This window comes from Embleya sp. NPDC020886 (genome assembly GCF_044333915.1).
In the GTDB taxonomy this organism is placed as follows: domain Bacteria; phylum Actinomycetota; class Actinomycetes; order Streptomycetales; family Streptomycetaceae; genus Embleya.
This window is the reverse complement of the sequence record NZ_JBIRRX010000001.1, coordinates 1,443,250-1,469,854: the sequence shown is the minus strand read 5'-3', so window position 1 is coordinate 1,469,854 and position 26,605 is coordinate 1,443,250. Positions and strand designations below refer to the sequence as shown.

The 26,605-nt window shown below is 71.8% G+C and carries 20 protein-coding genes; 17 read left to right on the top strand and 3 right to left on the bottom strand.

Annotated elements, in window-relative coordinates; genetic code table 11:
- Nucleotides 1-139 precede the first annotated feature (139 nt).
- Nucleotides 140-1,033: a polysaccharide deacetylase family protein gene (locus ACH4U8_RS06195; RefSeq protein WP_360308863.1), complete on the top strand. Its 894-nt coding sequence runs from the start codon at nt 140-142 to the stop codon at nt 1,031-1,033.
- Between the two features lie 29 nt (nt 1,034-1,062).
- On the opposite strand, the gene ACH4U8_RS06190 is transcribed toward ACH4U8_RS06195, so the two are convergent.
- Entirely contained in the window at nt 1,063-2,241 is a 1,179-nt protein-coding gene (locus ACH4U8_RS06190) for a methyltransferase domain-containing protein (protein WP_395775939.1), read from the bottom strand.
- Nucleotides 2,242-2,511: 270 nt separating this feature from the next.
- Between ACH4U8_RS06190 and groES the strand changes: the two genes are divergently transcribed.
- From groES to ACH4U8_RS06175, 3 genes are all read left to right on the top strand, one after another.
- Nucleotides 2,512-2,820 (top strand): co-chaperone GroES, encoded by a 309-nt coding sequence (gene groES, locus ACH4U8_RS06185; protein WP_161359282.1) that lies wholly within the window; start codon nt 2,512-2,514, stop codon nt 2,818-2,820.
- A 134-nt stretch (nt 2,821-2,954) separates the two neighbouring features.
- Nucleotides 2,955-4,583, top strand: coding sequence for a chaperonin GroEL (groL, locus tag ACH4U8_RS06180; protein WP_360308869.1), 1,629 nt, complete (start codon nt 2,955-2,957; stop codon nt 4,581-4,583).
- Between the two features lie 167 nt (nt 4,584-4,750).
- Nucleotides 4,751-5,569 (top strand): SDR family oxidoreductase, encoded by an 819-nt coding sequence (locus ACH4U8_RS06175; protein ID WP_395775938.1) that lies wholly within the window; start codon nt 4,751-4,753, stop codon nt 5,567-5,569.
- 116 nt (nt 5,570-5,685) lie between these two features.
- Here the strand turns inward: ACH4U8_RS06175 and ACH4U8_RS06170 are convergent, their stop codons facing one another.
- Entirely contained in the window at nt 5,686-6,045 is a 360-nt protein-coding gene (locus tag ACH4U8_RS06170) for a WhiB family transcriptional regulator (RefSeq protein ID WP_360323920.1), read from the bottom strand.
- Nucleotides 6,046-6,547: 502 nt separating this feature from the next.
- Between ACH4U8_RS06170 and ACH4U8_RS06165 the strand changes: the two genes are divergently transcribed.
- From ACH4U8_RS06165 to ACH4U8_RS06115, 11 genes are all read left to right on the top strand, one after another.
- Nucleotides 6,548-7,159, top strand: coding sequence for a response regulator transcription factor (locus tag ACH4U8_RS06165; RefSeq protein ID WP_020549179.1), 612 nt, complete (start codon nt 6,548-6,550; stop codon nt 7,157-7,159).
- A 233-nt stretch (nt 7,160-7,392) separates the two neighbouring features.
- Nucleotides 7,393-7,986: an RNA polymerase sigma factor ShbA gene (gene shbA / locus ACH4U8_RS06160; protein ID WP_205354273.1), complete on the top strand. Its 594-nt coding sequence runs from the start codon at nt 7,393-7,395 to the stop codon at nt 7,984-7,986.
- The gene (locus ACH4U8_RS06155; RefSeq protein WP_360323917.1) at nt 7,983-8,189 is read left to right on the top strand and encodes a hypothetical protein; all 207 of its coding nucleotides are present in this window, start codon (nt 7,983-7,985) and stop codon (nt 8,187-8,189) included. Before shbA ends, ACH4U8_RS06155 begins: the two co-directional genes overlap by 4 nt.
- 240 nt (nt 8,190-8,429) lie before the next feature.
- Nucleotides 8,430-9,932, top strand: coding sequence for an IMP dehydrogenase (gene guaB / locus ACH4U8_RS06150; protein WP_360323915.1), 1,503 nt, complete (start codon nt 8,430-8,432; stop codon nt 9,930-9,932).
- A 122-nt stretch (nt 9,933-10,054) separates the two neighbouring features.
- Nucleotides 10,055-11,170 (top strand): GuaB3 family IMP dehydrogenase-related protein, encoded by a 1,116-nt coding sequence (locus ACH4U8_RS06145; RefSeq protein WP_360323913.1) that lies wholly within the window; start codon nt 10,055-10,057, stop codon nt 11,168-11,170.
- A gap of 195 nt (nt 11,171-11,365) precedes the next feature.
- On the top strand, nt 11,366-13,072 hold the full coding sequence (locus tag ACH4U8_RS06140) for a glycerol-3-phosphate dehydrogenase/oxidase (protein ID WP_395775937.1): 1,707 nt from the start codon (nt 11,366-11,368) through the stop codon (nt 13,070-13,072).
- Nucleotides 13,073-13,305: 233 nt separating this feature from the next.
- Nucleotides 13,306-15,147: a serine/threonine-protein kinase gene (locus ACH4U8_RS06135; RefSeq protein ID WP_395775936.1), complete on the top strand. Its 1,842-nt coding sequence runs from the start codon at nt 13,306-13,308 to the stop codon at nt 15,145-15,147.
- A 279-nt stretch (nt 15,148-15,426) separates the two neighbouring features.
- Nucleotides 15,427-17,070, top strand: a complete 1,644-nt coding sequence (locus ACH4U8_RS06130; protein ID WP_395775935.1) for a protein kinase — start codon at nt 15,427-15,429, stop codon at nt 17,068-17,070.
- Between the two features lie 210 nt (nt 17,071-17,280).
- Nucleotides 17,281-19,134 carry a protein kinase gene (locus ACH4U8_RS06125; RefSeq protein ID WP_395775934.1) on the top strand — a complete coding sequence of 618 codons (1,854 nt, stop codon included), beginning with the start codon at nt 17,281-17,283 and terminating at the stop codon, nt 19,132-19,134.
- An 81-nt stretch (nt 19,135-19,215) separates the two neighbouring features.
- Nucleotides 19,216-20,601, top strand: coding sequence for a dihydrolipoyl dehydrogenase family protein (locus tag ACH4U8_RS06120; protein WP_395775933.1), 1,386 nt, complete (start codon nt 19,216-19,218; stop codon nt 20,599-20,601).
- A 141-nt stretch (nt 20,602-20,742) separates the two neighbouring features.
- On the top strand, nt 20,743-22,329 hold the full coding sequence (locus tag ACH4U8_RS06115) for a succinic semialdehyde dehydrogenase (protein ID WP_395775932.1): 1,587 nt from the start codon (nt 20,743-20,745) through the stop codon (nt 22,327-22,329).
- A gap of 546 nt (nt 22,330-22,875) precedes the next feature.
- On the opposite strand, the gene ACH4U8_RS06110 is transcribed toward ACH4U8_RS06115, so the two are convergent.
- Nucleotides 22,876-23,160 carry a chorismate mutase gene (locus tag ACH4U8_RS06110; RefSeq protein WP_360323899.1) on the bottom strand — a complete coding sequence of 95 codons (285 nt, stop codon included), beginning with the start codon at nt 23,158-23,160 and terminating at the stop codon, nt 22,876-22,878.
- 290 nt (nt 23,161-23,450) lie between these two features.
- Here ACH4U8_RS06110 and guaA point away from each other — a divergent pair, with 290 nt between their 5' ends.
- Both guaA and ACH4U8_RS06100 read left to right on the top strand, forming a co-directional pair.
- A complete protein-coding gene (guaA, locus tag ACH4U8_RS06105; RefSeq protein WP_360323897.1) occupies nt 23,451-25,040 on the top strand; it encodes a glutamine-hydrolyzing GMP synthase in 1,590 nt (529 codons plus the stop codon).
- Nucleotides 25,041-25,344: 304 nt separating this feature from the next.
- Entirely contained in the window at nt 25,345-26,541 is a 1,197-nt protein-coding gene (locus ACH4U8_RS06100; RefSeq protein WP_360323895.1) for a hypothetical protein, read from the top strand.
- Nucleotides 26,542-26,605: the final 64 nt, after the last annotated feature.

Here is a 26,605-nt window from a genome sequence, read left to right as displayed (position 1 = left end):
TGCCGGGAGTGTGCCCAGCTCATCGGCTGCTCAACAGTCCTTCGACAGTCCCTTGAACAGCCCTTGTCCGGACCGTGACAGGCCGCCGCGGCGCGTAGCGTGGGCCGATCGGACCAGGCGAACGAAAGGCCCCGGGACAGTGGTGCATCGAACGGTACAAAAGCGGCGCGGCGCGGCCTTCGCCTCGACCTGGGCCGGCGTGGCCGGTCTGCTGCTGGTCACCCTGACCGGCTGCGGCGGCTCCGACGAGACCGCGTCGGTCAAGGGAAGCGAACGACCGACCCGCGGCGCGTCCACCACCCCCACCAAACCCACCCCCGCCGCGAAGCCGGACACCCCGGGCGCCGACGCGGCCGCGCTCGCCGCGAAGTGGAACCTGAAGCCGTTCGCGCCGCCGCCCGCCCCGCCCGCGGTCAAGCCGATCAAGGCCGGCGGCGCCAAGCCGCCGGTGGTGGAGAAGATCCCCACCCAGGAGAAGATCGTGTTCATCACGATCGACGACGGGTCGGAGAAGGACCCCAAGTTCCTGGACATGATGCGCGACCTGCGGATCCCGGTGTCGATGTTCCTCAACGACACCTACGTGCGGCAGGATCCGGAGTACTTCCGCAAGCTCCAGGCACTGGGTGCCACGGTGCAGAACCACACGCTGTCCCACCCCGACCTCAAGACGCTGAGCGCGGACGCGCAGAAGCACCAGATCTGCGGCCAGCAGGACCGGCTCGCCGAGGTCTACGGCAAGCGCCCGACGTTGTTCCGCCCGCCCTACGGCAACTGGAACGCGACCACGCAGACGGTGGTCGGCGGCTGCGGCGGGATCGAGGCCATCGTCAAGTGGCAGGAATCGATGCAGATCAACGACATGCAGTACGTCGGCGAGAAGAAGCTGCACCCGGGCGACATCATCCTGGCCCACTTCCGCGGGCCGAGTGATCTCAAGGGAACCACGATGACCGAGATGTTCGGCAACATGCTGCGCAAGATCCAGGCCCAGGGCTACACCGTCGCGCGCCTGGAGGACTACATCGGCTAGCCCCGTTCGACCCGGCCGGGCGGACAGCGCTACCCCGTCGACACCGGCTGCGCGATCAGCATCGTGGGCGCGCCCGCCACCCGGGTCAGCAGCACCGTGGCCGCGTTCGGGCCGGTCGGCCTGACCCGGCGGCGGACCTCCTCCGGCTCGACCGCCGAGCCGCGCTTCTTGACCGTGAGGTTGCCGACGCCGCGCTCGCGCAGCAGCGCCTTGAGCCGCTTCAGGTTGAACGGCAACACGTCGGTGATCTCGTACACGCTCGCGAACACCGTGCCCACCAGGTGATCCGAGGTCAGGTAGGCGATCGTCTCGTCCACCAGGTTGCCGTTCACCAACTCGCCCACCTCGGACACCAGATGCGCCCGGATCACCGCGCCGTCCGGCTCGTAGAGGTAGCGGCGGACCGGGCCCACCGGTGCCGGGCGGACCCGACCCGAGGTCAGCGCCGCGCCGCCGGGCAACACCGTGGCGCGCAGGCCGGCGTGCGCGAGCCGGCCCCACCACAACACCGCCTCCTTGACGTCGCCGCGATCGGAGACCCACTCGGCCTCCATGCCCTCGGGCACGATCTCGTGCGGGATGCCCGGCGCGACCTTGGCCGCGCCGCAGGGCACTTCGGCGGCGAGCCTGCTCAGGAACGAGAACGGCGGCGAGTACGCCTCGGGGTCGAAGGTGCGCCCGCGGGCGGTGCGTCGGGACGGGTCGATCAGCGCCGCGTCGAAGCCGCCCAGGTCCACCTCGGTCACGTCCGCGCACTCGACGGTGAGCCGATCCGCCACCCCCAGCACGTCCGCGTTGGCCCGGGCCACCGCGCAGGTCAGCGGGTCCAGGTCGACCGCGTGCACGGTGATCCCGGCCCGGGCCAGCGCGAGCGCGTCGCCGCCGATGCCGCAACACAGGTCCACCGCCCGGTCGATGCCGCCCGCCGCGACCAGCCGGGCGGCCCGGTGCTCGGCCACCGAGGTGCGGGTGGACTGCTCCAGCCCGTTCGCAGTGAAGTACATCCGCGCCGCGTCCGCGCCGAACTTGGCCCGCCCGCGCTGTCGCAGCCGGGACTGGGTGAGCGCGGCGGCCACCAACTCCGCCGGGTGCTCACGACGCAGCCGGGTGGCCCACGACAATTCGTCGCCGACCTCGTGGTCGGCGAGCAGGTCCAACAGCGAACGGCCCTCGTCGGTCAGCAGCGCGGTGAAAGCTTCGGTGTGCACGCGGCCATTCTCGCCGAGCACGGCCGGGCACGATCCGAAGGCGGCATGAACGGGCCGGTAGGGACGAGACCGGTATGAACAATGCGGTCCGACGCGCTGAATCTGGCACTCTGGTTGACGGAGTGCTAACCGCCACCTAGTGTCTGTGCTGGCACTCTCCCCATGAGTGTGCCAGTGCGATTCGAGCAGGTCCGGCACCCGCGACGACGGATCTGTCCCATTCGCCGACAGACATTTTTCCGTGAGATCTCCGAAGGGGGAGGTCGCATCGTGACGACCGCCAACACCAAGGTTGCCATCAAGCCGCTCGAGGACCGCATCGTGGTTCAGACGCTTGAGGCCGAGCAGACCACCGCGTCGGGTCTCGTGATCCCGGACACCGCCAAGGAGAAGCCCCAGGAGGGCGTCGTCCTGGCCGTGGGCCCGGGTCGTTTCGAGGACGGTCAGCGTCTGCCGCTCGACGTGAGCGTCGGTGACACCGTGCTGTACAGCAAGTACGGCGGCACCGAGGTGAAGTACAACGGCGAGGAATACCTCGTTCTCTCGGCCCGCGACGTGCTCGCGATCATCGAGAAGTGACATCGCGCTGACGCGCCGGAACCGGTGACGGTTCGACGACCCCGCCCCGGATCGCCCTGCCCTCGCGGCCGGTGGACCCGGGGCGGAGTCGGTTGTACGACGTCGACTAGCAACCTTTAAGGACGAAGACCCTCATGGCGAAGATCCTCCAGTTCGACGAGAAGGCCCGACGGTCGCTGGAGCGCGGCGTCAACGCGCTGGCCGACACCGTCAAGGTCACGCTCGGCCCCAAGGGCCGCAACGTCGTGATCGACAAGAAGTTCGGTGCCCCGACCATCACCAACGACGGCGTGACGATCGCCCGTGAGGTGGAGCTCGAGGACCCGTACGAGAACCTCGGCGCGCAGCTCGCCAAGGAGGTCGCGACCAAGACCAACGACATCGCGGGTGACGGCACCACCACCGCGACGGTGCTCGCCCAGGCGCTGGTGCGCGAGGGTCTGCGCAACGTGGCCGCCGGTGCGGCCCCGATGGACCTGAAGAAGGGCATCGACCTCGCCGTCGCCGCGGTGTCCGAGCAGCTTCTCAAGACCGCCCGCGCGATCGACGGCAAGGACGACATCGCCGCCGTCGCCGCGCTCTCGGCGCAGGACAAGCAGATCGGCGAGCTGATCGCCGAGGCCATGGACAAGGTCGGCAAGGACGGTGTCATCACCGTCGAGGAGTCCCAGACCATGGGTCTGGAGCTGGAGTTCGCCGAGGGCCTCCAGTTCGACAAGGGCTACCTGTCGCCGTACATGGTCACCGACCAGGAGCGGATGGAGGCCGTCCTCGACGACCCGTACATCCTGATCCACCAGGGCAAGATCTCGGCCATCGCCGAGCTGCTCCCGCTGCTCGAGAAGATCATCCAGGCCGGCGCGTCCAAGCCGCTGCTGATCGTCGCCGAGGACGTCGACGGCGAGGCGCTGTCGACCCTGGTCGTGAACAAGATCCGCGGCACGTTCAACGCCGTCGCGGTCAAGGCCCCGGGCTTCGGTGACCGCCGCAAGGCGATGCTGGAGGACATGGCGATCCTGACCGGCGGTCAGGTCATCGCCCCCGAGGTCGGCCTCAAGCTCGACCAGGTCGGCCTGGAGGTGCTGGGCAGCGCCCGTCGCATCACCATCACCAAGGACGCGACCACCCTGGTGGACGGCGCCGGCGACGCCGCCGCGATCGCGGACCGGGTCAAGCAGATCAAGCGCGAGATCGACGACACCGACTCGGACTGGGACCGCGAGAAGCTCCAGGAGCGCCTCGCGAAGCTGGCCGGCGGCGTGTGCGTGATCCGTGTGGGTGCGGCCACCGAGGTCGAGCTCAAGGAGAAGAAGCACCGTCTCGAGGACGCGGTCTCCGCGACCCGCGCGGCCATCGAGGAGGGCATCGTCGCCGGCGGCGGCACCGCCCTGGTGCACGCCGTCTCCGTGCTCGCCGAGAACCTCGGCCAGAGCGGCGACATCGCGACCGGTGTCTCGGTCGTGCGTCGCGCCGCGGTCGAGCCGCTGCGCTGGATCGCCGAGAACGCGGGCCTCGAGGGCTACGTGATCGTCAACAAGGTGCAGGAGCTCGGCGTCGGGCACGGCTTCAACGCCGCCACCGGCGAGTACGGCAACCTGGTCGACTCGGGCGTCATCGACCCGGTCAAGGTGACCCGTTCCGCGCTGCAGAACGCCGCGTCGATCGCGTCGCTGCTGCTCACGACCGAGACCCTGGTCGTCGAGAAGCCGGCCGAGGAAGAGCCCGCCGGGCACAACCACGGCGGCCACGGCCACGCGCACTAGTTCCACCCGCGACACCCCGACGGGCCCGACCGCTTTCCAGCGGTCGGGCCCGTCGGCCTTTCCGGTGCCGGCTCGATCTGCGAGAGTGCCGGGAGTCGTGAACTGACGGACCGTCAGGACTGTGGTTCGGGCGTCGGCCGTCGGTCGAGCACCATCGAAGGAGAAGCATGGGTACCTACGCGATCACCGGCGCGGCCTCGGGCCTGGGCGCCGCCACCAAGGCCCGGCTGGAGGCGGACGGTCACCGGGTGATCGGCGTCGACCTGCACGACGCCGACGTCGAGGTGGACCTGAGCACCGCCGAGGGCCGCGCCGAGGCGATCACGAAGGTCACCGAACTGTCCGGCGGCGCGCTGGACGGTTTCGTGCCGTTCGCCGGCCTGGCGGCGGCCACCGGGCGCCCGGGCGGCCTGCTGGTGGCGGTGAACTACTTCGGCGCGATCGACCTCCTGGAGGGGCTGCGCCCGCTGCTCGCGGCCGGGACGAACGCCTCCGTCGTGCTGATCAGCTCCAACTCCACGACGGCCCAGCCGAACTGGCCGGTCGAGGTGGCCGAGCTGTGTCTGGCGGGCGACGAGGAGGGCGCGACGAAGGCCACCGAGGCGTTCGGCGACCTCGCCGCGCTGCAGGCCTACCCGGCGACCAAGGCCGCGCTCGCGTGGTACGCGCGCACCAAGTGCGCCGAGTACATCGCGGACGGGATCCGGCTGAACGCGATCGCGCCGGGCCTGATCGAGACCCCGATGACGGCCGAGGGGCGCAAGGACCCGCTGACCGCCGAGGGCATGGAGATGTTCCTGAGCACCATCCCGGCCGGTCGGGGCGGTCGGCCCGAGGAGATCGCCGCACTGGTGGCGTTCCTGCTCGGCGGCGAGTCGACGTTCTTCGTCGGTTCGGTGGTCTTCTGCGACGGCGGCACCGACGCGGCGTTCCGCGGCAAGGACTGGCCGAAGGTGTGGGAGATGGACATGTCCGCCTTCCGGTAGGCGACCGCTCGACCGCACGTGGTGACACGTGCGTGACCAGGCTCGGCGGCCCGTCCCCGGATCCGGGGACGGGCCGCCGAGCCTTCTTCGGTTGCGGTCTTGGATGTCTCGGTGCCTCAGTGCCTCAGTGCCTCGGTGCCGTGGTGCGCCCCGGACCCGCTGCCCGCGGCCGCCGCCGCTCGTTCCGCGGCGACCCCGTGCCGGCGGTCGCTGTCGAGTTCGACCCGTTCGTCCTCGGTGAGGCCGCCCCATACGCCATACGGCTCGCGCACCTTGAGGGCGTGCGTGGCGCACTGGCGACGGACCGGGCACCGCATGCAAACTTCCTTGGCCGAAGCCTCCCGGGCGACCCTGGCGGCGCCTCGCTCGCCTTCGGGATGGAAGAACAGTGCGCTGTCGACTCCGCGACAGGCTGCCGAGAGCTGCCAGTCCCACAGATCGGCGTTGGGGCCGGGGAGTCGCGAGAAATCAGCCATGACTCGTCCCTCTTGCTTATCGCGTACGAGTTGTCGGTGAGCAGGGTTGCCACCTCTGGTGCAGACCGTGCAGAACAGTCGTGATCAAGCGATCAGAAGTAGGTGCGACTGTGTCACGAAATGATCAGTTCCAATCCTAATTCCCACTTATGCACCGAAACCAGAAAAAATTACTCACCCTGGTGGCCGATGAGGTCGTCCGACGGCTCGGGGCGGGTCCGCCCGGGCGGGAATCGAGGGGGAGACGCGTGGAAGGTGGCGGGGTGTACGCGCGCGATCACCCTTGCGTGTCCTCGGGCTTGGTCGCCTCGTTGTCGTAACGGCGGAGCGGAACTCCCCCCGTAACCCTTTCGAGTGATGCTCGTTGGGGTGGGTGAAGCGGTTGGCGACGAAGGCGGTCGGGGTCGGACCCCGACCACCGCCCTTCGGGACCGCCGCAAAGGAAACGGTACGTACAGGCGTGGAGGCTCAACGTGACGCGGATCCACTGCGGAGGCCGGCGATGACGACCGTCCTGGTCTGCGACGATTCCCCGCTGGTCCGGGAGACCCTGCGGCGGGCGGTGGCCACGGTCCCCGGCGTCGAGAGGGTGACGACGGCCACGAGCGGCGAGGAGGTACTGCGGCGCTGGGGCGCGGAGCGGTCCGACCTCGTCCTCATGGACGTGCGGATGCCCGGGCTCGGCGGCGTCGAGGCGGTGCGCCGCCTCCTGGCCGGCGACCCCGGCGCACGGGTGATCATGCTGACGATGGCCGAGGACCTGGACGGCGTGGCCCTCGCGGTCGCCGCCGGGGCTCGGGGATATCTGCACAAGGACGCCTCGCGCGCGGAACTGCGCGCGACCGTCTCCCAGGCGCTTGCCGACCCGACCTGGCGGCTCGCGCCCCGGCGGTTGCGCTCGCCCGACATGGGCGTGGCGCCGACCCTGACGGCACGCGAGATCCAGGTGCTCGAAGGCATGAGTCACGGACGCAGCAACGCCGAGATCGGGCGTGAGCTGTTCCTGTCCGAGGACACCGTCAAGACCCACGCGCGCCGGCTTTTCAAGAAGCTGGGCGCATCCGACCGGGCCCACGCGGTCGCGCTCGGATTCCGGTGGGGACTCGTGCGATGACGCACGCAGGCGAGCGCTCCCCCGGCCGTGAGGGCCCGGGGGATCACTCCCCGGGTGGGCACGGTCGGTGGGGACTTGTGCGATGACGCGTGTGTCGGCGGCCCCCGACGGGCGAGGGTCCGTGCGGTGATTGCCGTTGCCCGGGGGGCCGGATGAGTCCCCCGGGTCGGCATGGCCGCGATTCGGTCGCCGATCCCTGCATACTGAATGGCATGGGTGGGACCCCCGAGCGAATGCCGGACGAGCCGTACGAAGCACACGCGCAGGCCGACGACGGCATGCGTGCCGTCGTGGTTCGTGCGGTCCAAGGGGACGTGCAGGCGACCGACGAACTGCTCGCGTACGTCCGACCACTGGTGTTGCGCTACTGCCGGGCCCGGTTGGGCCGGGTCTCCGGCGCCGAGCACGCGGCGGACGACGCGGCGCAGGAGGTCTGCCTCGCGGTGTTGTCGGCGCTGCCGCGATATCGCGACGAGGGCCGTCCGTTCGAGGCGTTCGTGTTCGGCATCGCGGCGCACAAGGTGGTCGACGTGCAGCGCGCCGCGATGCGCGGTGCGGTGCCCACGTGTGATCTGCCCGAGGCGGTGGACGACCATCCGGGGCCCGAGGATCAGGTGGTGCGGCGCAGCGACGCCGCGCACGCCCGGGCGTTGCTCGGCCGGCTGCCCGACAACCTGCGCGAGCTGCTCGTGTTGCGGGTCGCCGTCGGCCTATCCGCCGAGGAGACCGGGCGGGCGATGGGCATGTCGCCCGGCGCGGTGCGGGTCGCCCAGCATCGTGCGCTGACTCGCCTGAGGGCGTTGGCGGGCGAGGAGAAGACCGCGTGAACGGCGGCGGTGTGCGGCTCGGCGGCCGATCCGGCACCGCCGACCTGGGCCTGCTGCGGCAGGACGACGAGCTCGTCGAGCAGTTGCGGCGGCGCCGTCCGACCCCCGCCCAGGACCGGGTCGCCCGGCTGTTCGGCGCGCTGCTCGCCGAGGTCGACGGCACCGCGGCGAACCGTCGCCGGGTGGTGCCCGACCGCTGTTGACCCGGCCCGGGAATGGTGCGGCCCCGGTGCGCGGTTGTGCTCACCATCGGCAACCGGGCTCGAAGCATCGCGTGGGGCCAGTAGCATGAACCCTCAATCCACCCATCCGCTTGCCGAGAGCGCGTTCCGCCGTACCCGGGAACCGGTCCTGCTTTTTCGAGGAGCAGGCCGGCTTCGAGGAGCAGGTCGACGGGGAGCGGGCCGGCGGAGCGGTCCATCGGAATACCTTCGGAAGGTGTCATGAGTCTCACGGCCGACGGCGTACCCGAGAAGTTCGCGATGCTCGGGCTGACGTACGACGATGTCCTGCTGCTGCCGGGCGCGTCCGACGTCGTGCCGAGCGAGGTGGACACCTCCGCCCGGGTCACCCGCAACATCCGCGTCCGGATCCCGCTGCTGTCCTCCGCGATGGACACCGTGACCGAGGCCCGGATGGCGATCGCCATGGCCCGGCAGGGCGGCGTCGGCGTGCTGCACCGCAACCTCTCGGTCGAGGACCAGGCCGCGCAGGCGGACACGGTCAAGCGCTCCGAGGCCGGCATGGTGCTGGACCCGATCACCATCGGTGCGGACGCCACGCTCCAGGAAGTCGACGCGCTGTGCGCGCGGTTCCGGATCAGCGGTGTCCCGGTCACCGACGACAACGGTCGGCTGCTGGGCATCGTGACCAACCGCGACCTGCGCTTCGAGGTGGACCACTCGCGCCGGGTGCGCGACATCATGACCCCGATGCCGCTGGTCACCGGCAAGGTCGGCACCACCGGCGACCAGGCGATGGAACTGCTGCGCCGGCACAAGGTGGAGAAGCTGCCGCTGATCGACGACGCGGGCAAGCTGCGCGGGCTGATCACGGTCAAGGACTTCGTCAAGAGCGAGCAGTACCCGCACGCGACCAAGGACGCGGACGGCCGGCTCGTGGTCGGCGCCGCGATCGGCACCGGCGACGACAGCTACCGGCGCGCCCAGGCACTGGTCGAGGCCGGCGTCGACTTCATCGTGGTGGACAGCGCGCACGGCCACTCGCGCAACGTCCTGGAGATGATCGCCAAGGTCAAGGCGAACACCAAGGTCGAGGTGATCGGCGGCAACATCGCCACCCGCGACGGGGCGCAGGCGCTGATCGACGCCGGCGTGGACGGCGTCAAGGTCGGCGTCGGCCCCGGCTCGATCTGCACCACCCGGGTGATCGCGGGTGTGGGCGCGCCGCAGGTCACCGCGATCTACGAGGCGGCCCAGGCGGCCCGCGCGGCGGGCGTGCCGGTGATCGGCGACGGCGGCCTGCAGTACTCCGGCGACATCGCCAAGGCGATCGCGGCCGGCGCCGACACGGTGATGCTGGGCAGCCTGCTCGCGGGTTGCGAGGAGAGCCCCGGCGACCTGATCTTCATCAACGGCAAGCAGTTCAAGTCCTACCGGGGCATGGGCTCGCTCGGCGCGATGCAGTCGCGCGGCCAGGCCAAGTCCTTCTCCAAGGACCGCTACTTCCAGGACGACGTGCTCTCCGAGGACAAGCTGGTCCCCGAGGGCATCGAGGGCCAGGTCCCCTACCGGGGCCCGCTCTCCGCCGTCGCGCACCAGTTGATCGGCGGCCTGCGCGCGTCGATGGGCTACGCCGGCGCGGCGACCGTCACCGAGCTCCAGGACAAGGGCCGCTTCGTGCGGATCACCTCGGCCGGGCTCAAGGAGTCGCACCCGCACGACATCCACATGACGCAGGAAGCGCCGAACTACCACTCGCGCTGATCCACGGCACCTCCCAGGGGCCTCGTCCGTACCGCGGGCGGGGCCTCTTGCCGGTTTGCCCGCCCCGTACCCTGGGATACGGGGATTTTCCCATCCACCGATTCCAGCAGGAGAGGCGCAACGTGACTGAGGTCGAAATCGGCCGGGGCAAGCGTGGCCGGCGTGCCTATCACTTCGACGACGTCGCCATCGTCCCCAGCCGGCGGACCCGGGACCCCGAAGAGGTCTCGATCGCGTGGCAGATCGACGCGTACCGGTTCGAGTTGCCGTTCCTGACGGCGCCGATGGACAGCGTCGTGTCGCCGCAGACCGCGATCGAGGTCGGTCGCATGGGCGGCCTGGGTGTGCTCAACCTCGAAGGGCTGTGGACGCGCTACGAGGACCCGACGCCGCTGATCGAGGAGATCGGCGCGCTGGACGAGGACGCGGCCACCCGGCGGATGCAGGAGATCTACGCCGAGCCGATCAAGGAGGAGCTGATCGGCGCGCGGATCAAGCAGATCCGCGACTCGGGCGTGGTCACCGCCGCCGCGCTGTCGCCGCAGCGCACCGCGCAGTACCACAAGGCCGTGATCGACGCGGGCGTGGACGTGTTCGTGATCCGCGGCACCACGGTCTCCGCCGAGCACGTGTCCGGGCGGGCCGAACCGCTGAACCTCAAGCAGTTCATCTACGACCTCGACGTGCCGGTGATCGTCGGCGGTTGCGCGACCTACCAGGGTGCGCTGCACCTGATGCGGGCCGGCGCGGCCGGTGTCCTGGTCGGCTTCGGCGGCGGCGCGGCGCACACCACCCGCAGCGTGCTCGGCGTGGCGGTGCCGATGGCCACCGCCGTGGCGGACGTGGCCGAGGCGCGCCGCGACTACCTCGACGAGTCGGGCGGCCGGTACGTGCACGTGGTCGCCGACGGCAGCGTGGGCCGCAGCGGCGACATCGCCAAGGCCGTCGCGTGCGGCGCGGACGCGGTGATGATCGGCTCGGCGCTGGCCCGGGCGAGCGACGCTCCCGGCGCCGGTCAGCACTGGGGCTCGGAGGCGCACCACCCCGAGCTGCCGCGCGGTCGGCGGATGAACCTGGGCGCGGTGGGCACGCTGGAGGAGATCCTGCTCGGCCCCTCGCACGTGTCCGACGGTTCGATGAACCTGTTCGGCGCGCTGCGCCGGGCGATGGCCACCACCGGCTACTCGGAGCTGAAGAAGTTCCAGCAGGTCGAGGTCACGGTCTCGCCCGCACACTGACCCGGTCCCCGAGCGGCCCCGAACACCCTTGGTGTTCGGGGCCGTTCGCGTTCCCCCGGGCGCGGCACCGACGGTCGGACCGACCCGGAACGGCCGAACGCGTGGTCGGTCCGACGGGCATTGGGTAGGCGGGGGAGGGGCGAGTCGCCCGATGGGTGTGGTCCGGCAGGTGTGGATCGGTTTCGGAGGTGGCTGATGCGGACCACGGCGATGGGGCCCGCGGCGCGCGCGCTGGCGCTGCGGCGGATGGCCGAACACGAGTCGGACGTGATCGTGGTGGGCGGGGGTGTGGTCGGCGCCGGCACCGCCCTCGACGCGGCCACACGTGGCCTCTCGGTGGGTCTCCTGGAGGCGCGGGACTGGGCGTCCGGTACCTCCAGCCGGTCCAGCAAGTTGATCCACGGCGGCCTGCGCTACCTGGAGATGCTCGATTTCGCGTTGGTGCGCGAGGCGTTGCGCGAGCGCGGGCTGCTGTTGCAGACGCTCGCGCCGCACCTGGTCAAGCCGGTGTCGTTCCTGTACCCGCTGCGCCGGCGCGGCTGGGAACGGCCGTACGTCACCGCCGGGGTGACGCTCTACGACACGATGGCGGCCTCCGCCGGGCGCAGCCGCGGACTGCCCCGGCACCGGCAACTGACTCGACGTCAGGCACTGCGTCTGGCACCGGCGTTGCGCAAGGACTCGCTGGTGGGCGCGGTGCAGTACCACGACGCGCAGATGGACGACGCGCGCTACACGATGACGCTCGTGCGCACCGCCGCCGGCTACGGCGCCCAGGTGGCCTCGCGGGCGGCGGTGACCGGCTTCCTGCGCGAGGGCGAGCGGGTGGTGGGCGTGCACGTGCGCGACATGGAGACCGGCGGGACCTACGACATCCGGGCCGGGCAGGTTGTCAACGCGACCGGGGTGTGGACGGACGAGACGCAGGCCATGGTCGGCGAGCGCGGGCAGTTCCACGTCCGCGCCTCCAAGGGCATCCACCTGGTGGTGCCCAGGGACCGGATCCACTCCTCGACCGGCCTGATCCTGCGCACCGAGAAGAGCGTGTTGTTCGTGATCCCGTGGGGCCGGCACTGGATCGTGGGCACCACGGACACCCGCTGGGAACTGGACAAGGAGCACCCCGCGGCGAGCCGGGCGGACATCGAGTACCTGTTGGAGCACGTCAACCGGGTGCTGGCGGTGCCGCTCACCCGCGAGGACGTGGAAGGTGTGTACGCGGGCCTGCGACCGCTGCTGGCGGGCGAGTCGGACGCCACGTCGCAACTCTCGCGCGAGCACACCGTCGCGCACCCGGTGCCCGGCCTGGTGGTGGTCGCGGGCGGCAAGTACACGACGTATCGGGTGATGGCCTCGGACGCGGTGGACGCGGCCGTACACGGGCTGGATCGCAAGGTCCCGCCGAGCTGCACCGAGACGGTGCCGCTCGCGGGCGCGGAGGGTTATCCGGCGTTGTGGAACGCGCGGGCCTCGATCGCGGCCCGCGCCGGGTTGCACGTGGCCCGGGTGGAGCACCTGCTGAACCGGTACGGGTCGATGATCGAGGAACTGCTCACGCTGATCGCGGACGAACCGGAGTTGGCCTATCCGCTGGACGGCGCGGACGACTATCTGGCCGCCGAGGTGGTCTACGCGTGCACCCACGAGGGTGCGCTGCACCTGGACGACGTACTGGATCGGCGCACCCGGGTGTCGATCGAGATGTTCGACCGGGGCGCCCGGGCCGCCCGCGCGTGTGCCGCGCTGATGGCCCGGGTGCTCGGCTGGGAGGAGGAACAGCAACGGCGGGAGGTGGACTACTACGTCAAGCGCATCGAGGCGGAGCGCTCGTCCCAGGAACAGATGGACGACCACACGGCGGACGCGGTGCGCCTGGGCGCGCAGGACATCGTGCCCGGGTGAGGGCGCGGGGCCGACGCCGCCGCGGAAGGAACCGTCGGGCACGCAACGGTTGATCGGCCGGCGCCGTGGGCACCTTCCCGGGCGTTGCCACGTTCCACCGATACGCCGGGCAGGTGTCTTTCCGCGATGTTCGTCCCCGAACCGGTGGACCTCGCCGGACCCCGGACCGGAGTATGGAAAAGGCAACCACCCGATCGCGCGGCGGGGCCGCGGCTGCATGGGGAGCGAGAGACTTGACCGACCCGGAAGCACCCGAGCGTTTGGTCGCGGGGCGATACCGCCTGGGTGATCAACTGGGCCGGGGCGGGATGGGCACCGTGTGGCGGGCCGTGGACACCATGCTCGACCGTGATGTGGCGGTCAAGGAGATGCGGCTGCCCCGCTTCGTGGACGAAGACGATCGCGGCACGCTGAGTGCGCGGATGATGCGCGAGGCCCGGGCGGCGGCCCGGATCGATCACCCCAACGTGGTGACCATCTTCGACGTGGCCGAGGAGGACGGGCGGCCGTGGATCGTGATGGAGCTGGTCCGCGGTCTCTCGCTGGCCCAGGAGTTGGACAAGGAGGGCCCGATCCCGCCCGAGCAGGTCGCCGAGTTGGGCCTGCGACTGCTCGCCGCCCTGGAGGCCGCGCACGAGGCCGGCGTGCTGCACCGCGACGTCAAGCCCGCCAACGTGCTGCTCGCCCGCAACGGCCGGGTCGTGCTCACCGACTTCGGGGTCGCCTCGGTCGAGGACAGCGCGACCCTCACCCAGGCCGGCGCGATGGTGGGCTCGCCCGAATACCTGGCACCCGAGCAGATCGCGGGCGAGCAGCCCGGGCCGCAGGCCGACCTGTGGTCGCTGGGCGCGACCTTGTTCGAGGCGGTCGAGGGCCGCCCGGCCTTTCGCCGCAACACGCACGCGGCGACGCTCGGCGCGGTCGCCGCGGGCCGCTTTCCGGAGATCTTCCTGGCCGGCCCGCTGACCCCGGTGCTCAAGGCGCTGATGGTCAAGGACCCCGCGCGGCGCGGCTCCCCGGAGGAGGTGCGCGACCTGCTCGTGGAGGTCGCCGAGGGGGCACCCACGCCGGCCGGGCTGATCGCCGAGCGCTTCGTGCCGGACCGGACCCAGCGCGGCCCGGTCCGCCGGCACGGGGTGCGCGTGTCCGGCCGGCCCCAACCGGCGGACCGGTCGCAGACCCCCCGGCCGACGGGCAAGCTCGGCGCCGGCGCCGACCGGCCGCGCCGGGGGAGCCTGCACGAGACCTCGCCGAACGTGCGGCTGCCCCGCGAGGGCGGCGCCTTCCGGGCCCGCTACCGACGCTGGCCGCGCTGGTGGTTCCGGCACTGGACGACCATCCTGACCTCGGTCGGCATCGCCACCGCCGCCGGCGCGCGCTGGTTGGCCGCGTTCGGGAGCTGGACCGGGATGTACACGATCGTGCTGCTGGCGCTCGCGTTGAGCGTGTGGCTGGTGTTGCCGCACCGGCGGATCTCCCGGTCGGTGCCGGTGGCGATGTTGCTCGGGGTGATCGCCGGCGGCGCCCTGGAGGCCGCGAAGATCAATCCGAATCCGATCGTGGTGGGCGCCCTGATCGGCGGCTGCCTGGTGGTCGGCCCGCTCGTGGACAACAAGGTGATACCGCGACTGCGGCGTCGGCGGCGGACCGATCTGGGCTTCGCGCTGCCCGTCCCGGAGGGCTGGACCTGTACGGACAGCGCGAGCGGCCTGACGGTGACCGATCCGGACCGGCTGATCTCGGTGACCGTCACCGTCGACCGGGGCATCGTGATGGCCCCCGAGGAGTCGGTCGCACACCGTGAGCACGGCAGCATCGGCGGCCGGGAACGCCTGGACGGCGAGGACTACGAACGCCTGCTCCTGCGCGTCACCGACTACCGGGGGCACGAGGCCGCCGAGTGGGAGTACATCTGGCGCGGGCAGGACCTGACCACCTACCACGGCAAGGACCTGGTGGTGCGCACCACCTCCGGTGTGCGCTACTGGCTGACCGTGCGCGGGCGCGACGACCTGTGGGGCACCGCCGGCGCGTACTACGAGCACGCGCGCGGGCACCTGTCGATCGCGGGCTGAACCCGGTTCGACCCGGTTCCGCTCGGACACGATCGCGCCGAGGGGCCGGGACGGGCGGGCGTGCCCGGCCGGACCTGGGACATTCGGGTCCCGGGCCCGGACCGGGGTTCGCGGCCGGGGCGTTCGGCCTCGTTCCGCCCCGGGGAGCGTCGTGCGCCGGGTGGCCGAACGTACCTTCCGCGGCGGAACCTTCGGAGCGCCTCGGACGTCCTACACGTGACGCCAATGACGCGCCGACAAGGCGGATCGGGAGATGTCCACGGTCTTGGGGAGGACCACGTGGCACACGACAGCGGTATGAACGGCCGCCTGGTGGACGGGCGCTATCGGTTGGCCGAGCCGCTCGGTCGGGGCGGGATGGGCACGGTCTGGCTCGCCTTCGACGAACTGCTGCGCCGGGACGTCGCGGTCAAGGAGGTCCGGATACCGGACGACCTCGACGAGATGGACACCCAGGGGCGGTGCGAACGCGCCCTGCGCGAGGCCCGCGCGGCGGCCCGGATCACCCACCCCAACGTGGTCACCATCTTCGACGTCGCCGAGGACGACGGGCGCCCGTGGATCGTGATGGAACTGGTCCGCGCCCCCTCGCTCACCGACGTGCTGGACGAGGGCCGGCTGGCCCCGCACGAGGCGGCCGAGGTCGGCCTGGCGGTGCTTGCCGCACTGCGCGCCGCGCGGGCCGCAGACGTGCTGCACCGGGACGTGAAGCCCAGCAACATCCTGATGGTGCCCGGTGGCCGGATCGTGCTGACCGACTTCGGCATCGCCACCGTGGCCGGGTCGGTCACGCTCACCGCCACCGGGATGCTGGTCGGCTCGCCCGAATACCTCGCGCCGGAGCGCGTGCTCGGGCGTCGGCCCGGCCCCGCCTCGGACCTGTGGTCGCTCGGGGTGACCCTGTACCAGGCGGTGGAGGGTTTCTCGCCGTTCCGGCGCACCGGGGCCATGGACACGCTCACCGCCGTGCTCACCGACGAGCCCGCGCCGCCGCGCCGGTCCCAGGCGTTGTGGCCGGCGATCGAGGCGTTGCTGCGCAAGGACCCGCTGGAGCGGGCCGACGAGGACGAGACCGAGCGACTGCTGATGGCCGCCCTGGTCGAGGTGCCCGCCGAGGAGGCGGGCCCGCTGCCCATCCCGCCGGGCACCGCGACGGTGCAGGACCCCGGCGGGGTGCGGGGGGTCACCCACTCGTCCTGGCAGGCCGCGCCGACTCCGCAGGTGCCGCCGCTGTGGCACCAGGAACCGCCGGTGCCGCCGGCGCCCTCGTTCGGCGCGGTGAGTCGGGCCGACCCGGACGGTGCGACCGGCGGCTACCCGATGACCGGGGAGCGCGCGTACTCGCCCGCCGACGCGCTCCATGCCTCGGCCACCGCCGACGACCGGCGCAACCCGGTGCTGATCGGTGCGCCCACCGGCCCGTCGGCGTCGAACGCCGCGGCCGGGAAGCGGCGCCGGACCGTCGTCCTGGGCACCATGGTCGCCGCCGCCGTGACCGCGTTGGCGATCTGGGTGCCGACGGCCGTGGGCGGGCAGGGCGGAGGCGGCTCGGATTCGCCGGGGACGGGCGGCGCGTCGCAGGGCGGTCCGATCGCCCCGAACGCGCCGGGCACCGAGACCCGTCGGGACACCACGCGCCCCACCGGATCCTCGGGCGGTGCCGGGCACGACGACACCGGTACGCCCGGCAACGGCAACCAGGGCAGTGGGTCGACCCGGACCGCGCGGCCCACTCGCACCGACCCGGGCACGGCCCGCCCCTCGACCACGGCGCCGAGCACCTCGCGGCCGCCGTCCAGTCGGCCGCCGTCGAGTTCGGCGCCGCCGACCACACGTCCGCCGATCGACTCGTCCAAGGGCGGCAGCGCCGGTGGACAGAGCGGTTCGCCGGGGGACTCGGGGGGCGTGAGCACGACGAGCTGACCCGGGCCCGGGCCCCGGCAGGACCGCCCCGACGGGCGCCGTGCCGCAGGTCTGCGGGAGCGTCGGTGCGGGCGAGCGCGGATCCGCGCGGGTGATCGCGGCACATCGCAGATTTCGATCCGCCCGCCGGACCGGGCCGTCGCATCTAATGTGACGAGTTCTAGTCTGGTGGCTGGCCGGCGGGACAGTCGGTTGACGCGGGGAGGGCAAGTGGCACAGACCGGGGGCACGCGCGGCCGGATCGTGGGCGGGCGTTACCGGTTGGGCACCATGCTCGGCCGAGGCGGCATGGGCACGGTATGGCGTGCCGTGGACGAGATGCTGCATCGCGACGTCGCGATCAAGGAGTTGCGGCTGCCGGACCATCTCGACGACGAGGAGAAGGACCTCGCCCGCGAGCGCACGCTGCGCGAGGCCCGCGCGGCCGCCCGGATCGGTCACCCCAACGTGGTCACCATCCACGACGTGGTCGAGGAGGGCGACATCCCGTGGATCGTGATGGAGCTGGTCGAGGCCCAGTCGCTCGCCGAGATCCTGGAGACCCAGGGCACGCTGACCCCGGCGGACGCCGCCGAACTCGGCCTCAAGGTGCTCGACGCGCTGCTCGCCGCCGACGACAAGGGTGTGGTGCACCGCGACGTCAAACCCGCGAACATCCTGGTCACCACGCACGGGCGGGTGGTGCTCACCGACTTCGGCATCGCCACCGCGACCGGCACCGCCACGCTCACCACGACCGGCATGCTGGTCGGCTCGCCGGACTTCCTGGCGCCCGAGCGTGCCGAGGGCAAACGTCCGCTGCTCGGTGCGGACCTGTGGTCGCTGGCGGTCGTGCTCTACATGGCGGTGGAGGGTCGCAATCCGTTCCGCCGGGGCACGATGATCAGCACGCTGAACGCGATCCTGACCGATCAGGCCGACCCGCCCCGGCACGCGGGCGGGCTCGAACCGGTGATCGCCGGCTGGCTGGTCAAGGACCCGGACCAGCGGATGGGCGCCCGGGAAGGGGCCCGGATCCTGCGCGAGGTGGCCGACTCGACGCCGTCCCGGCAGTTCGACGCGGTACCGCCGCCGCCCACGCACCAGCCCGCGACGTCCGAGCAGCCGACCACGCCGGCCGGCGCGTACGACCCGCACCAGCACGCGCAGCCGGGCTTCGACGGCGACGCGGCCCAGCACCCCGGCGGCAACACGCCACCCCGTGCGTGGTCGCAGCCGGCGTATTCGTCCGCCGACGCGGGCACGTCGGCGACCCGCGACACCCCTGCGGGCGGGCCGCCGCAACAGACACCGTCGCAGCCGTACCGCCCGATGCCCGAACCGCGCCGCCGCGGCACCGGTCGGATCGTCTCGGTCGTGGCGCTCGTGGTCGCGCTGATCGTGGGCGGCGTCGTGGTGGGGGTCCTGGTCACCAGGGACGACGGCAAGGACGACACGACGGCCACGAACACGAAGTCGTCCGGGGCGGGGACGGCCCCGCAGATCCCGGACAACCAGTCGCCGGCCGCCGGCACGCCGTCCGCCGGCGGGGCCGTGGTGCCGCCGGCCAAACCGCCGTCCCAGGGCACCCAGGGCGGCGGCACGACCGGGCCGACCGCGCTGCCGGGCTACGTGTGGACCAAGGACGCGGCGGGCTTCAGCCTGTTCGTACCGGTCGGCGCCAGGCGTGAGGTGACCGGGACGCAGAAGGACCAGGTCGACTACCGCACCGCCGACGGCAAGGTGTTGATCCGGATCGGCATGACCAAGGTCGGCGGCAACCCGCTCGCCAACTTCAGCACCAACGAGGCGGGCTTCAAGTCCAGATACGCGTCGAGCTACCGTCAGGTCCAGCTCAAGGACTACGCCGGATACCGGCCGGGCTGGCAGGCGGCGGTCTGGGAGTTCACCTGGAACGGCGACCCGCTGGCCACCGGCAGCACCAAGCCGGCGCACGCCATGGACCTGGGCATCGTCACCGACCGGAACACCGACTACGCGATCTATGTCGCGTCGTACGAGGCCGATTGGTCCAAGGCGCACGACGCGTTCCAGAACGTCGCGGCCTACTTCCAGCAGAACTGAGCGTGCCGGCGGAGCCGAGCGCCGAATCATCGCATCCCGGCGGGGTACGGTGCGAAACACCCGACCCACTCGGAGGTACCCGTGAGCCCGCAAGCCGCCGATCCCATCGACGTCGACGTGATCGTCCTCGGTCTCGGCGTGGGCGGTGAGGCCGTCGCCGGCAATCTGGCCTCGGCCGGGCTGGAGGTGGTGGGCATCGAGGACGGCCTGGTCGGCGGCGAGTGTCCGTACTGGGGCTGCATCCCGTCCAAGGCGATGGTGTACGCGGCCGGCGAGGCCCAAGGCCTGGCACACCCCGATTGGTCGAAGGTCGCCGCGCGGGTGCGCGAGCTGACCGCCGACTGGAACGACCGGGCCGCGGTGGACCGGCTGGTGGACAAGGGCATGACGTTCGTACGCGGCACCGGCCGGATCACCGACGTGGACACGGTCGAGGCGACCGGCACCGACGGCGTGGCGCGGCGCTACCGGGCCCGGCACGCGATCGTGGTCGGCACCGGCACGAAGGCGTTCGTCCCGCCGATCGAGGGCCTGGCCGGCACTCCGCTGTGGACCAACCGCGAGGCGATCGAGGCGGACGCGGCACCGCGCTCGCTCGCGGTGCTCGGCGGCGGCGCGATCGGGCTGGAACTGGCCCAGGTGTTCGTCAGGTTCGGTACGCAGGTGACGATCGTGGAGAACGGCGATCGGGTGCTGGCCGTCGAGGATCCCGAATCCTCCGACCTGGCCGCGTGGGCGCTGACCGAGGACGGTGTGCGGATCCACCTGGACACGCGGGCCGAGCGGGTGGCCCACGACGGCAAGAGTTTCACCCTGTCGCTGTCCGACGGGCAGACGATCGAGGCGGAGAAGCTGCTGGTGGCCACCGGCCGCCGGGTGGACCTGGTCGCCCTGGGCGCCGATGCGCTCGGGGTCGACCCGCACGCGCACGCGCTGCCGGTGGACGGGCAGTTGCGGGTGCGGCCCGGTGGCGAGCCGCCGGCGGTCTGGGCGGTCGGCGACATCACCGGACAGGGCGCGTTCACGCATGTGGCGATGTACCAGTCGGCGATCGTGACCAAGGCGATCCTGCACGCGACGGGCCGCGGCCCGGCGGGCCCCGACGCGGACCACAGCGCGCTGCCGCGGGTGACGTTCATCGACCCGGAGATCGGCGCGGTGGGCCTGACCGAGCACCAGGCCCGGGCGGCCGGCCTCGACGTGCGGATCGGCATCGCCGATCTGGCCGCCTCCTCGCGCGGGCACATCACCGGTGCGCGGGGCTTCGTGAAGGTGATCGAGGACGTCGACCGGGGGGTGCTCGTCGGCGCGACCGCCGCGGGACCCGCCGGCGGCGAGATCCTGGGCGCGCTCGTGGTGGCCGTGCGAGCGGCGGTGCCGGTGGCCACCCTGCGGGACATGATGTACGCCTATCCGACCTACCACCGCACGATCGAGTCGGCGTTGGCGGACCTCGACACGGATTGAGCGTGGCGGGTCGCCGGGCGGCGCGGCGGGCTGCGGGTTTCGGCCGTCGGGTGGTGCGGGCGGGTGGATTGTGTCCGTTGCGTCCGCTCTCGTGGCGAGCAGTCCTTGTTACCGACAAGTAGTGCTGTCTACGCTGGTGCCATGACGGACATCGCAGCGCCCGCGCCGGCAGCAGCCGCATCCATCGACCTGCCGAGCCTGCCCGCGGAGCGGCTCGCCCGACGCGTGGTGACCGGCCCCGTGCCGACCATGGTGACCACTCGGAGTCCGTTCGACGGGTCGCCGATCGCCGAGCTTCCCGAGTCCACGCCGGAGAACGTGACCTCCGCGTTCGCCCGCGCGCGGCTCGCGCAGACCGCGTGGGCCAAACGTTCGGTGCGCGAGCGCACGGCGGTGTTCCTGCGCTTCCACGACCGGGTCCTGGAGCGTCAGTCGGAGATCCTGGACATCATCCAGACCGAGACCGGCAAGGCGCGCAAGCACGCGTTCGAGGAGGTCCTGGACGTCGCGCTGTGCTCGCGGCACTACGGCCGGCGGGCCGCGGGCTACCTGCGCGAGCGTCGTCGGGCCGGTGCGCTGCCGGTGCTGACGAAGGCGATCGAGGTGCGCCACCCCAAGGGCGTGGTCGGCCTGGTCTCGCCGTGGAACTATCCGCTGGCGCTGTCCATCGGCGACGCGATCCCGGCCTTCATCGCGGGCAACGCGGTGGTGATGAAGCCGGACACGCAGACCGCGCTCACCGCGCTGTGGGCCCAGGACGTGCTGATCGAGTGCGGCCTGCCCGAGGACCTGTGGCAGATCGTGCTCGGCGACGGCCCGGTGGTCGGCACCGCCGTGGTCGAGGGCGCGGACTACGTCGGCTTCACCGGCTCCACCCGCACCGGCCGCGAGGTGGCCCAGCAAGCCGCCGCGCGCCTGGTCGGCGCGTCGCTGGAGCTGGGCGGCAAGAACGCGATGATCGTGCTGGCGGACGCGGACCTGGATCGGGCCGCGGAGGGCGCGGTGCGCGCGTGCTTCTCCTCGGCCGGTCAACTGTGCGTCTCGATCGAGCGCATGTACGTGCACGCCGACATCCACGACGCGTTCCTGGACCGCTTCCTGGCCCGGATCCAGACCATGAAGCTCGCGGCCGGCTTCGCGTGGGACACCGACATGGGCTCGCTGGTCTCGCGCCGCCAGTTGCACGCGGTCACCCGGCATGTGGACGAGGCGCGGGCGGCGGGCGCGCGGGTGCTGATCGGCGGCACCGCGCGGCCGGACCTGGGTCCGCTGTTCTACGAGCCCACGGTGCTCGCGGACGTCACGCCCGAGATGGCGGTGTGCGCGGAGGAGACGTTCGGCCCGGTGGTGTCGGTGTACCGGTTCACCGAGGAGGAAGAGGTCGTCACCCGCGCGAACGAGACGGCGTACGGCCTCAACGCGAGCGTGTGGACCCGCGACACCCGACACGGCGGCGCGCTCGCCCGACGGCTGCGCGCGGGCACGGTGAACGTCAACGAGGGCTACGCGGCGGCCTACGGCAGCGCGGGTGCGCCGATGGGTGGCATGGGCGACTCCGGGCTCGGTCGGCGGCACGGCGCCGAGGGCATCATGAAGTTCACCGAGGCACAGACCGTCGCGACCCAGCGCCTGTTGCCGATCGCGGCCCCGTTCGGGATGAGCGACGAACAGTGGGCCCGCTCGCTGACCCTGTCGCTGCGGGTGATGAAGGTACTCCGCGTGCGGTGACGCCCCGTCCCGCCCCGCGGCGCACGGGCGTGGAGGCGCGATGTGCGGCTCGCGGGGCGTGCGAGGACGGAAGGGTGAATTCCCGGCGACGGGGGAGTGTGGAGCGGGTGCCGCCAAGTCGGGACAAAATGACATCTATCGAGCGGTTAATGATCATCATTTGCGGCTAACCGGACGTCTCCGACCCCGGGGTGCGGTCCCGCGCGACCACCGGGGTGGGGCGGGAATCCCGCTACTGTGGGCGCTGCCGGCGACTTTGGCGTGAAAGATCCGCTTGGCGGTGAATGAGGCACGTCGAGGTTCGGTGCGTTCGGGGGCGATCCACGGATCGGCCCAAGGCGCGGCGGCCGGTGTCGAGCGTCCCCGACACCGGCCGCCGGCGGGGTTGTGACCGGTTGCTGTCCCCTGCGTCCCGGTCACGACACCAACGCGAGGTCCCACGGCGCACTGGTTGAGCGCGCCTCATCGCGTCGGCGGCCTTGCGTTGCCCGGCCCGCGCATCAAGCGGGCCGGCCATCAGTCACAACGACCGCCGGCGCGGTGAGGTTACGCCTGCGGGCGGACCCGACCGCGACACAGCTCGAGAAGCGTCAGCGCCACGGTCGTCCCGGGCTTGCCCAATCCGTCGCGGTAGCGGGCGATGACCTCCATCTCGCGGGACAACTGCACCCGCGCGCCGCCGGACGCGACCCGGACCCGCTGGATCTCGGCGGAGGTGTCCACCCGCTCGGTGATCAGCTCGATGATGCGTCGGTCGAGATCGTCGATCCGGGCCCGGCCGGCGCCGATCACGTCCTGAGGGGACTGCGGGGTCGTGGTGGTGTCTTCCATCGGTGGCCTGCTCTCCGGAGGGGGGCCGTGCTCCGGGGTGTCGGCGGCAAACGCGAAGACGCCCCGGGTACCGGACCCGGGGCGTCTTCGTCTGCCTGTGGCTGTACTCGTTCAGGCGATGACGGCGGCGCCGGGGATCCCGGTGCCATAGGTAAAGCTGCGCGTCACGTCGAACGAGGACATGGCGCCAGTATGTCGGGCCCGCCGGCGCGGACACCAGCCGGGGTCACCCGCGCGGCGCCGGTAGAATCGGCATCCACCCCTTTTTTCGCTTCGCCGGAAGGCCCCTCGTGACCTTTGCCAGCCCGGACGGGGGCGGCACCGAGACCGTCCTCGTCGTCGACTTCGGTGCCCAGTACGCCCAGCTCATCGCCCGCCGGGTGCGCGAGGCGCGTGTGTACAGCGAGATCGTGCCGCACAGCATGCCCGTCGCGGACATGCTCGCGAAGCGGCCGGCCGCGATCATCCTGTCCGGCGGCCCCTCCTCGGTGTACGCGGACGAGGCGCCCAGCATCGACCCGGCACTGTTCGAGGCCGGTGTTCCGGTGCTCGGCATCTGCTACGGCTTCCAGGCCATGGCGCAGAGTCTGGGCGGCGTGGTGGAGAAGACCGGCCTCGCCGAGTTCGGCGCGACGCCGCTGACCGTGACCGGTCCCACGAGCACGTTGTTCGACGGGCTGCCCGCCGCGTTGTCGGTGTGGATGTCGCACGGCGACTCGGTCTCCGGTGCGCCGGCCGGTTTCGCGGTCACCGCGACCAGCGCGGGTGCGCCGGTCGCCGCGATCGAGAACGACGGGGCGCGGCTGTACGGCGTGCAGTACCACCCCGAGGTGATGCACAGCGAGCACGGCCAGGCCATCCTGGAGCGCTTCCTGAAGGTGGGCGCCGGGCTCGCGGCGAACTGGACGATGGTCAACATCGTCGAGGAGCAGGTCGAGCTGATCCGCGAGCAGGTCGGCGACAAGCACGTGATCTGCGGCCTGTCCGGCGGCGTGGACTCCGCGGTCGCCGCGGCGCTGGTGCAGCGCGCGGTCGGCGACAAGCTCACGTGTGTCTTCGTGGACCACGGTCTGTTGCGCAAGGACGAGCCCGAGCAGGTCGAGCGCGACTACGTCGCGGCCACCGGCGTCTCGCTCAAGGTGGTCAACGCGCAGGAGCGCTTCCTGACCGCGCTCGCCGGGGTCACCGACCCCGAGGAGAAGCGGAAGATCATCGGGCGCGAGTTCATCCGGGTGTTCGAGCAGGCCGCCGCCGAGGTGGTCGCCGAGGCCGGCGCGCACGGCGAGGAGGTCGAGTTCCTGGTCCAGGGCACGCTGTACCCGGACGTGGTCGAGTCCGGCGGCGGCACCGGCACCGCGAACATCAAGTCGCACCACAACGTCGGCGGGCTGCCCGAGGACCTGCAGTTCAAGCTGATCGAGCCGCTGCGCAAGTTGTTCAAGGACGAGGTGCGCGCGGTCGGCGAGCAACTGGGCCTGCCGTCCGAGATCGTCTGGCGTCAGCCGTTCCCGGGTCCGGGGCTGGGCATCCGGATCATCGGCGAGGTCACCGCCGATCGACTGGAGATCCTGCGCGAGGCGGACGCGATCGCTCGCGCGGAGTTGTCCCGGGCGGGCCTGGACCGGGAGATCTGGCAGTGCCCGGTCGTGCTGCTCGCGGACGTGCGCTCGGTCGGCGTGCAGGGTGACGGCCGGACCTACGGCCACCCGATCGTGCTGCGTCCGGTCTCCTCCGAGGACGCCATGACGGCCGACTGGTCGCGCCTGCCCTACGACCTGCTGGCCCGGATCTCCAACCGGATCACCAACGAGGTCCGGGAGGTCAACCGGGTCACGCTGGACGTGACCAGCAAGCCCCCGGGCACCATCGAGTGGGAGTAGTCCCCACCGTCGCATCGCACGTGCGCGCCGCCGGCCCCCACCCGATTCCGGGCGGGGGCCGGCGGCGTTCGCGGGGGGCGTGGAAACGCGTCGCGACGGCCGGCGGGTCGCCTTGCGGGGGACCGGGATCGAGGTCGCCCGGGGTCTCGGATCGACAAACCGTCCGATCCCCCGACCGGGCCCATGCGACCCCCCTCGGATGCGGCACAATGTGCCGCTGAACGAGCACGTTCGTATGTGGTGGTGGGGAGGGCGTGGCGAAGTGGCGCACGGTGTCGGTGTGCACGGACCGGACTGTCATTGCGTGGTCCGGGAGGAATACCGCAGGACCGTCGCCGATTTCGAGACGCTGAGGCGAACCCTGGCCCGCAAGGAGGGTGTGCCCTCGGCCGTCGCCCACTCCGACGGCGGCGCCCGCCAGTGGATCTCCGACGAACTGCGGGGAAAGGCACAGGAGTTGGCGGCCGTGCGCCGGGCCCAGGGGCGCGCCTGGCTGCAAGTGCTCGGCGGGCGCGCGCTGATCGTGTTGTGGCTCCTGGTCGCGGTGCTCGTCCTGGTTCAGGCCCTCACCGCGATCGGCGCCGGCTGGACCGGCTCGCGCACCGCCGGGATCGTGGCCGCCGTGGTGGTCGCCGGAGCGCTCAGCGTGGTCGGGTGGGCCGCCCGGACGAGCGGTGGCGTGTTCGCGCCCGTACGCGGCCTGGACGGCCGGTTGTCCACCTCCAAGGCGGTCGCCGCGCTGTGGATGGTGGCGCTGATGTACTGCTTCGCCTTCCTGGGCATGCGGCTGGCCTCGGCCTCCGGGGCCGGCGAGCGGGATCGGCTGCTGGATCGGCTCGGCAATGTCGCGCTCGACCAGATCACCCTGGTGGCCGCGCCGCTGCTGGCCGCGGTCGCGGTCCGGCGCATCGTCGGCGACAAGGTCGGCCGCCGAGTGTTGCAGAAGCTGCGCGCCGACCGGGCCGCGCTGCGCGACCTGGTCACCGACGACGCGGGCCGAGCCTCCTTCGTGGACGCGCAGTACCTGCTCGTCAACCTGGTCGCGGTGGGCTTCGTGGTGGTCGGCCTGGCCCGCGACCCGGACCGACTCCCGGACATCCCGGCCACGTTGGTCGCGCTCGCCGTGGTCTCGGTGATCACCTATCTCGCGGGCAAGCTGGCCGAGAACGACCGCCCGGTGATCCTGTCCGTGGTCCGCGTGCGCACCCGCGGCGACCTGGACTCCGCCGTCCGCCAGGGCGACGACATCGAGGTGCGCGGGATCAACCTCGCCGCGGGCGGCTCGCACGAGGCGGACCTGCTCGCCCGGGTGGTGGTCAAGTTCGGCGCGGTGCACGTGCACGCCCCGCTGATCCCGGCCGACACCGGCTTCGCCAACCCGTCCGACGCGTGCGTGGTCGTCCCGGTCCCGGTCGACGTCGAACCCGGCCGGGTGGAGCTGTGCGTGGTCTCGGCGTCCGGCGTGGAGTCGGCGCCCTACGAGATCCAGATCACCGCTTAGGCACCGTCTCGGCGACGCCGCCGAGACGGTGCGCGGATACGCGTGCGGGCCGGGCCGAATGAAT

Excerpts from the sequence above, each read along its gene's own strand:
- groL (WP_360308869.1), top strand. The coding sequence starts at position 2,955 with ATGGCGAAGATCCTCCAGTTCGACGAGAAGGCCCGACGGTCGCTGGAG.
- ACH4U8_RS06175 (WP_395775938.1), top strand. The coding sequence starts at position 4,751 with ATGGGTACCTACGCGATCACCGGCGCGGCCTCGGGCCTGGGCGCCGCC.
- ACH4U8_RS06170 (WP_360323920.1), bottom strand. The coding sequence starts at position 6,045 with ATGGCTGATTTCTCGCGACTCCCCGGCCCCAACGCCGATCTGTGGGAC.
- ACH4U8_RS06165 (WP_020549179.1), top strand. The coding sequence starts at position 6,548 with ATGACGACCGTCCTGGTCTGCGACGATTCCCCGCTGGTCCGGGAGACC.
- shbA (WP_205354273.1), top strand. The coding sequence starts at position 7,393 with ATGCCGGACGAGCCGTACGAAGCACACGCGCAGGCCGACGACGGCATG.
- guaB (WP_360323915.1), top strand. The coding sequence starts at position 8,430 with ATGAGTCTCACGGCCGACGGCGTACCCGAGAAGTTCGCGATGCTCGGG.
- ACH4U8_RS06140 (WP_395775937.1), top strand. The coding sequence starts at position 11,366 with ATGCGGACCACGGCGATGGGGCCCGCGGCGCGCGCGCTGGCGCTGCGG.
- ACH4U8_RS06115 (WP_395775932.1), top strand. The coding sequence starts at position 20,743 with ATGACGGACATCGCAGCGCCCGCGCCGGCAGCAGCCGCATCCATCGAC.
- ACH4U8_RS06110 (WP_360323899.1), bottom strand. The coding sequence starts at position 23,160 with ATGGAAGACACCACCACGACCCCGCAGTCCCCTCAGGACGTGATCGGC.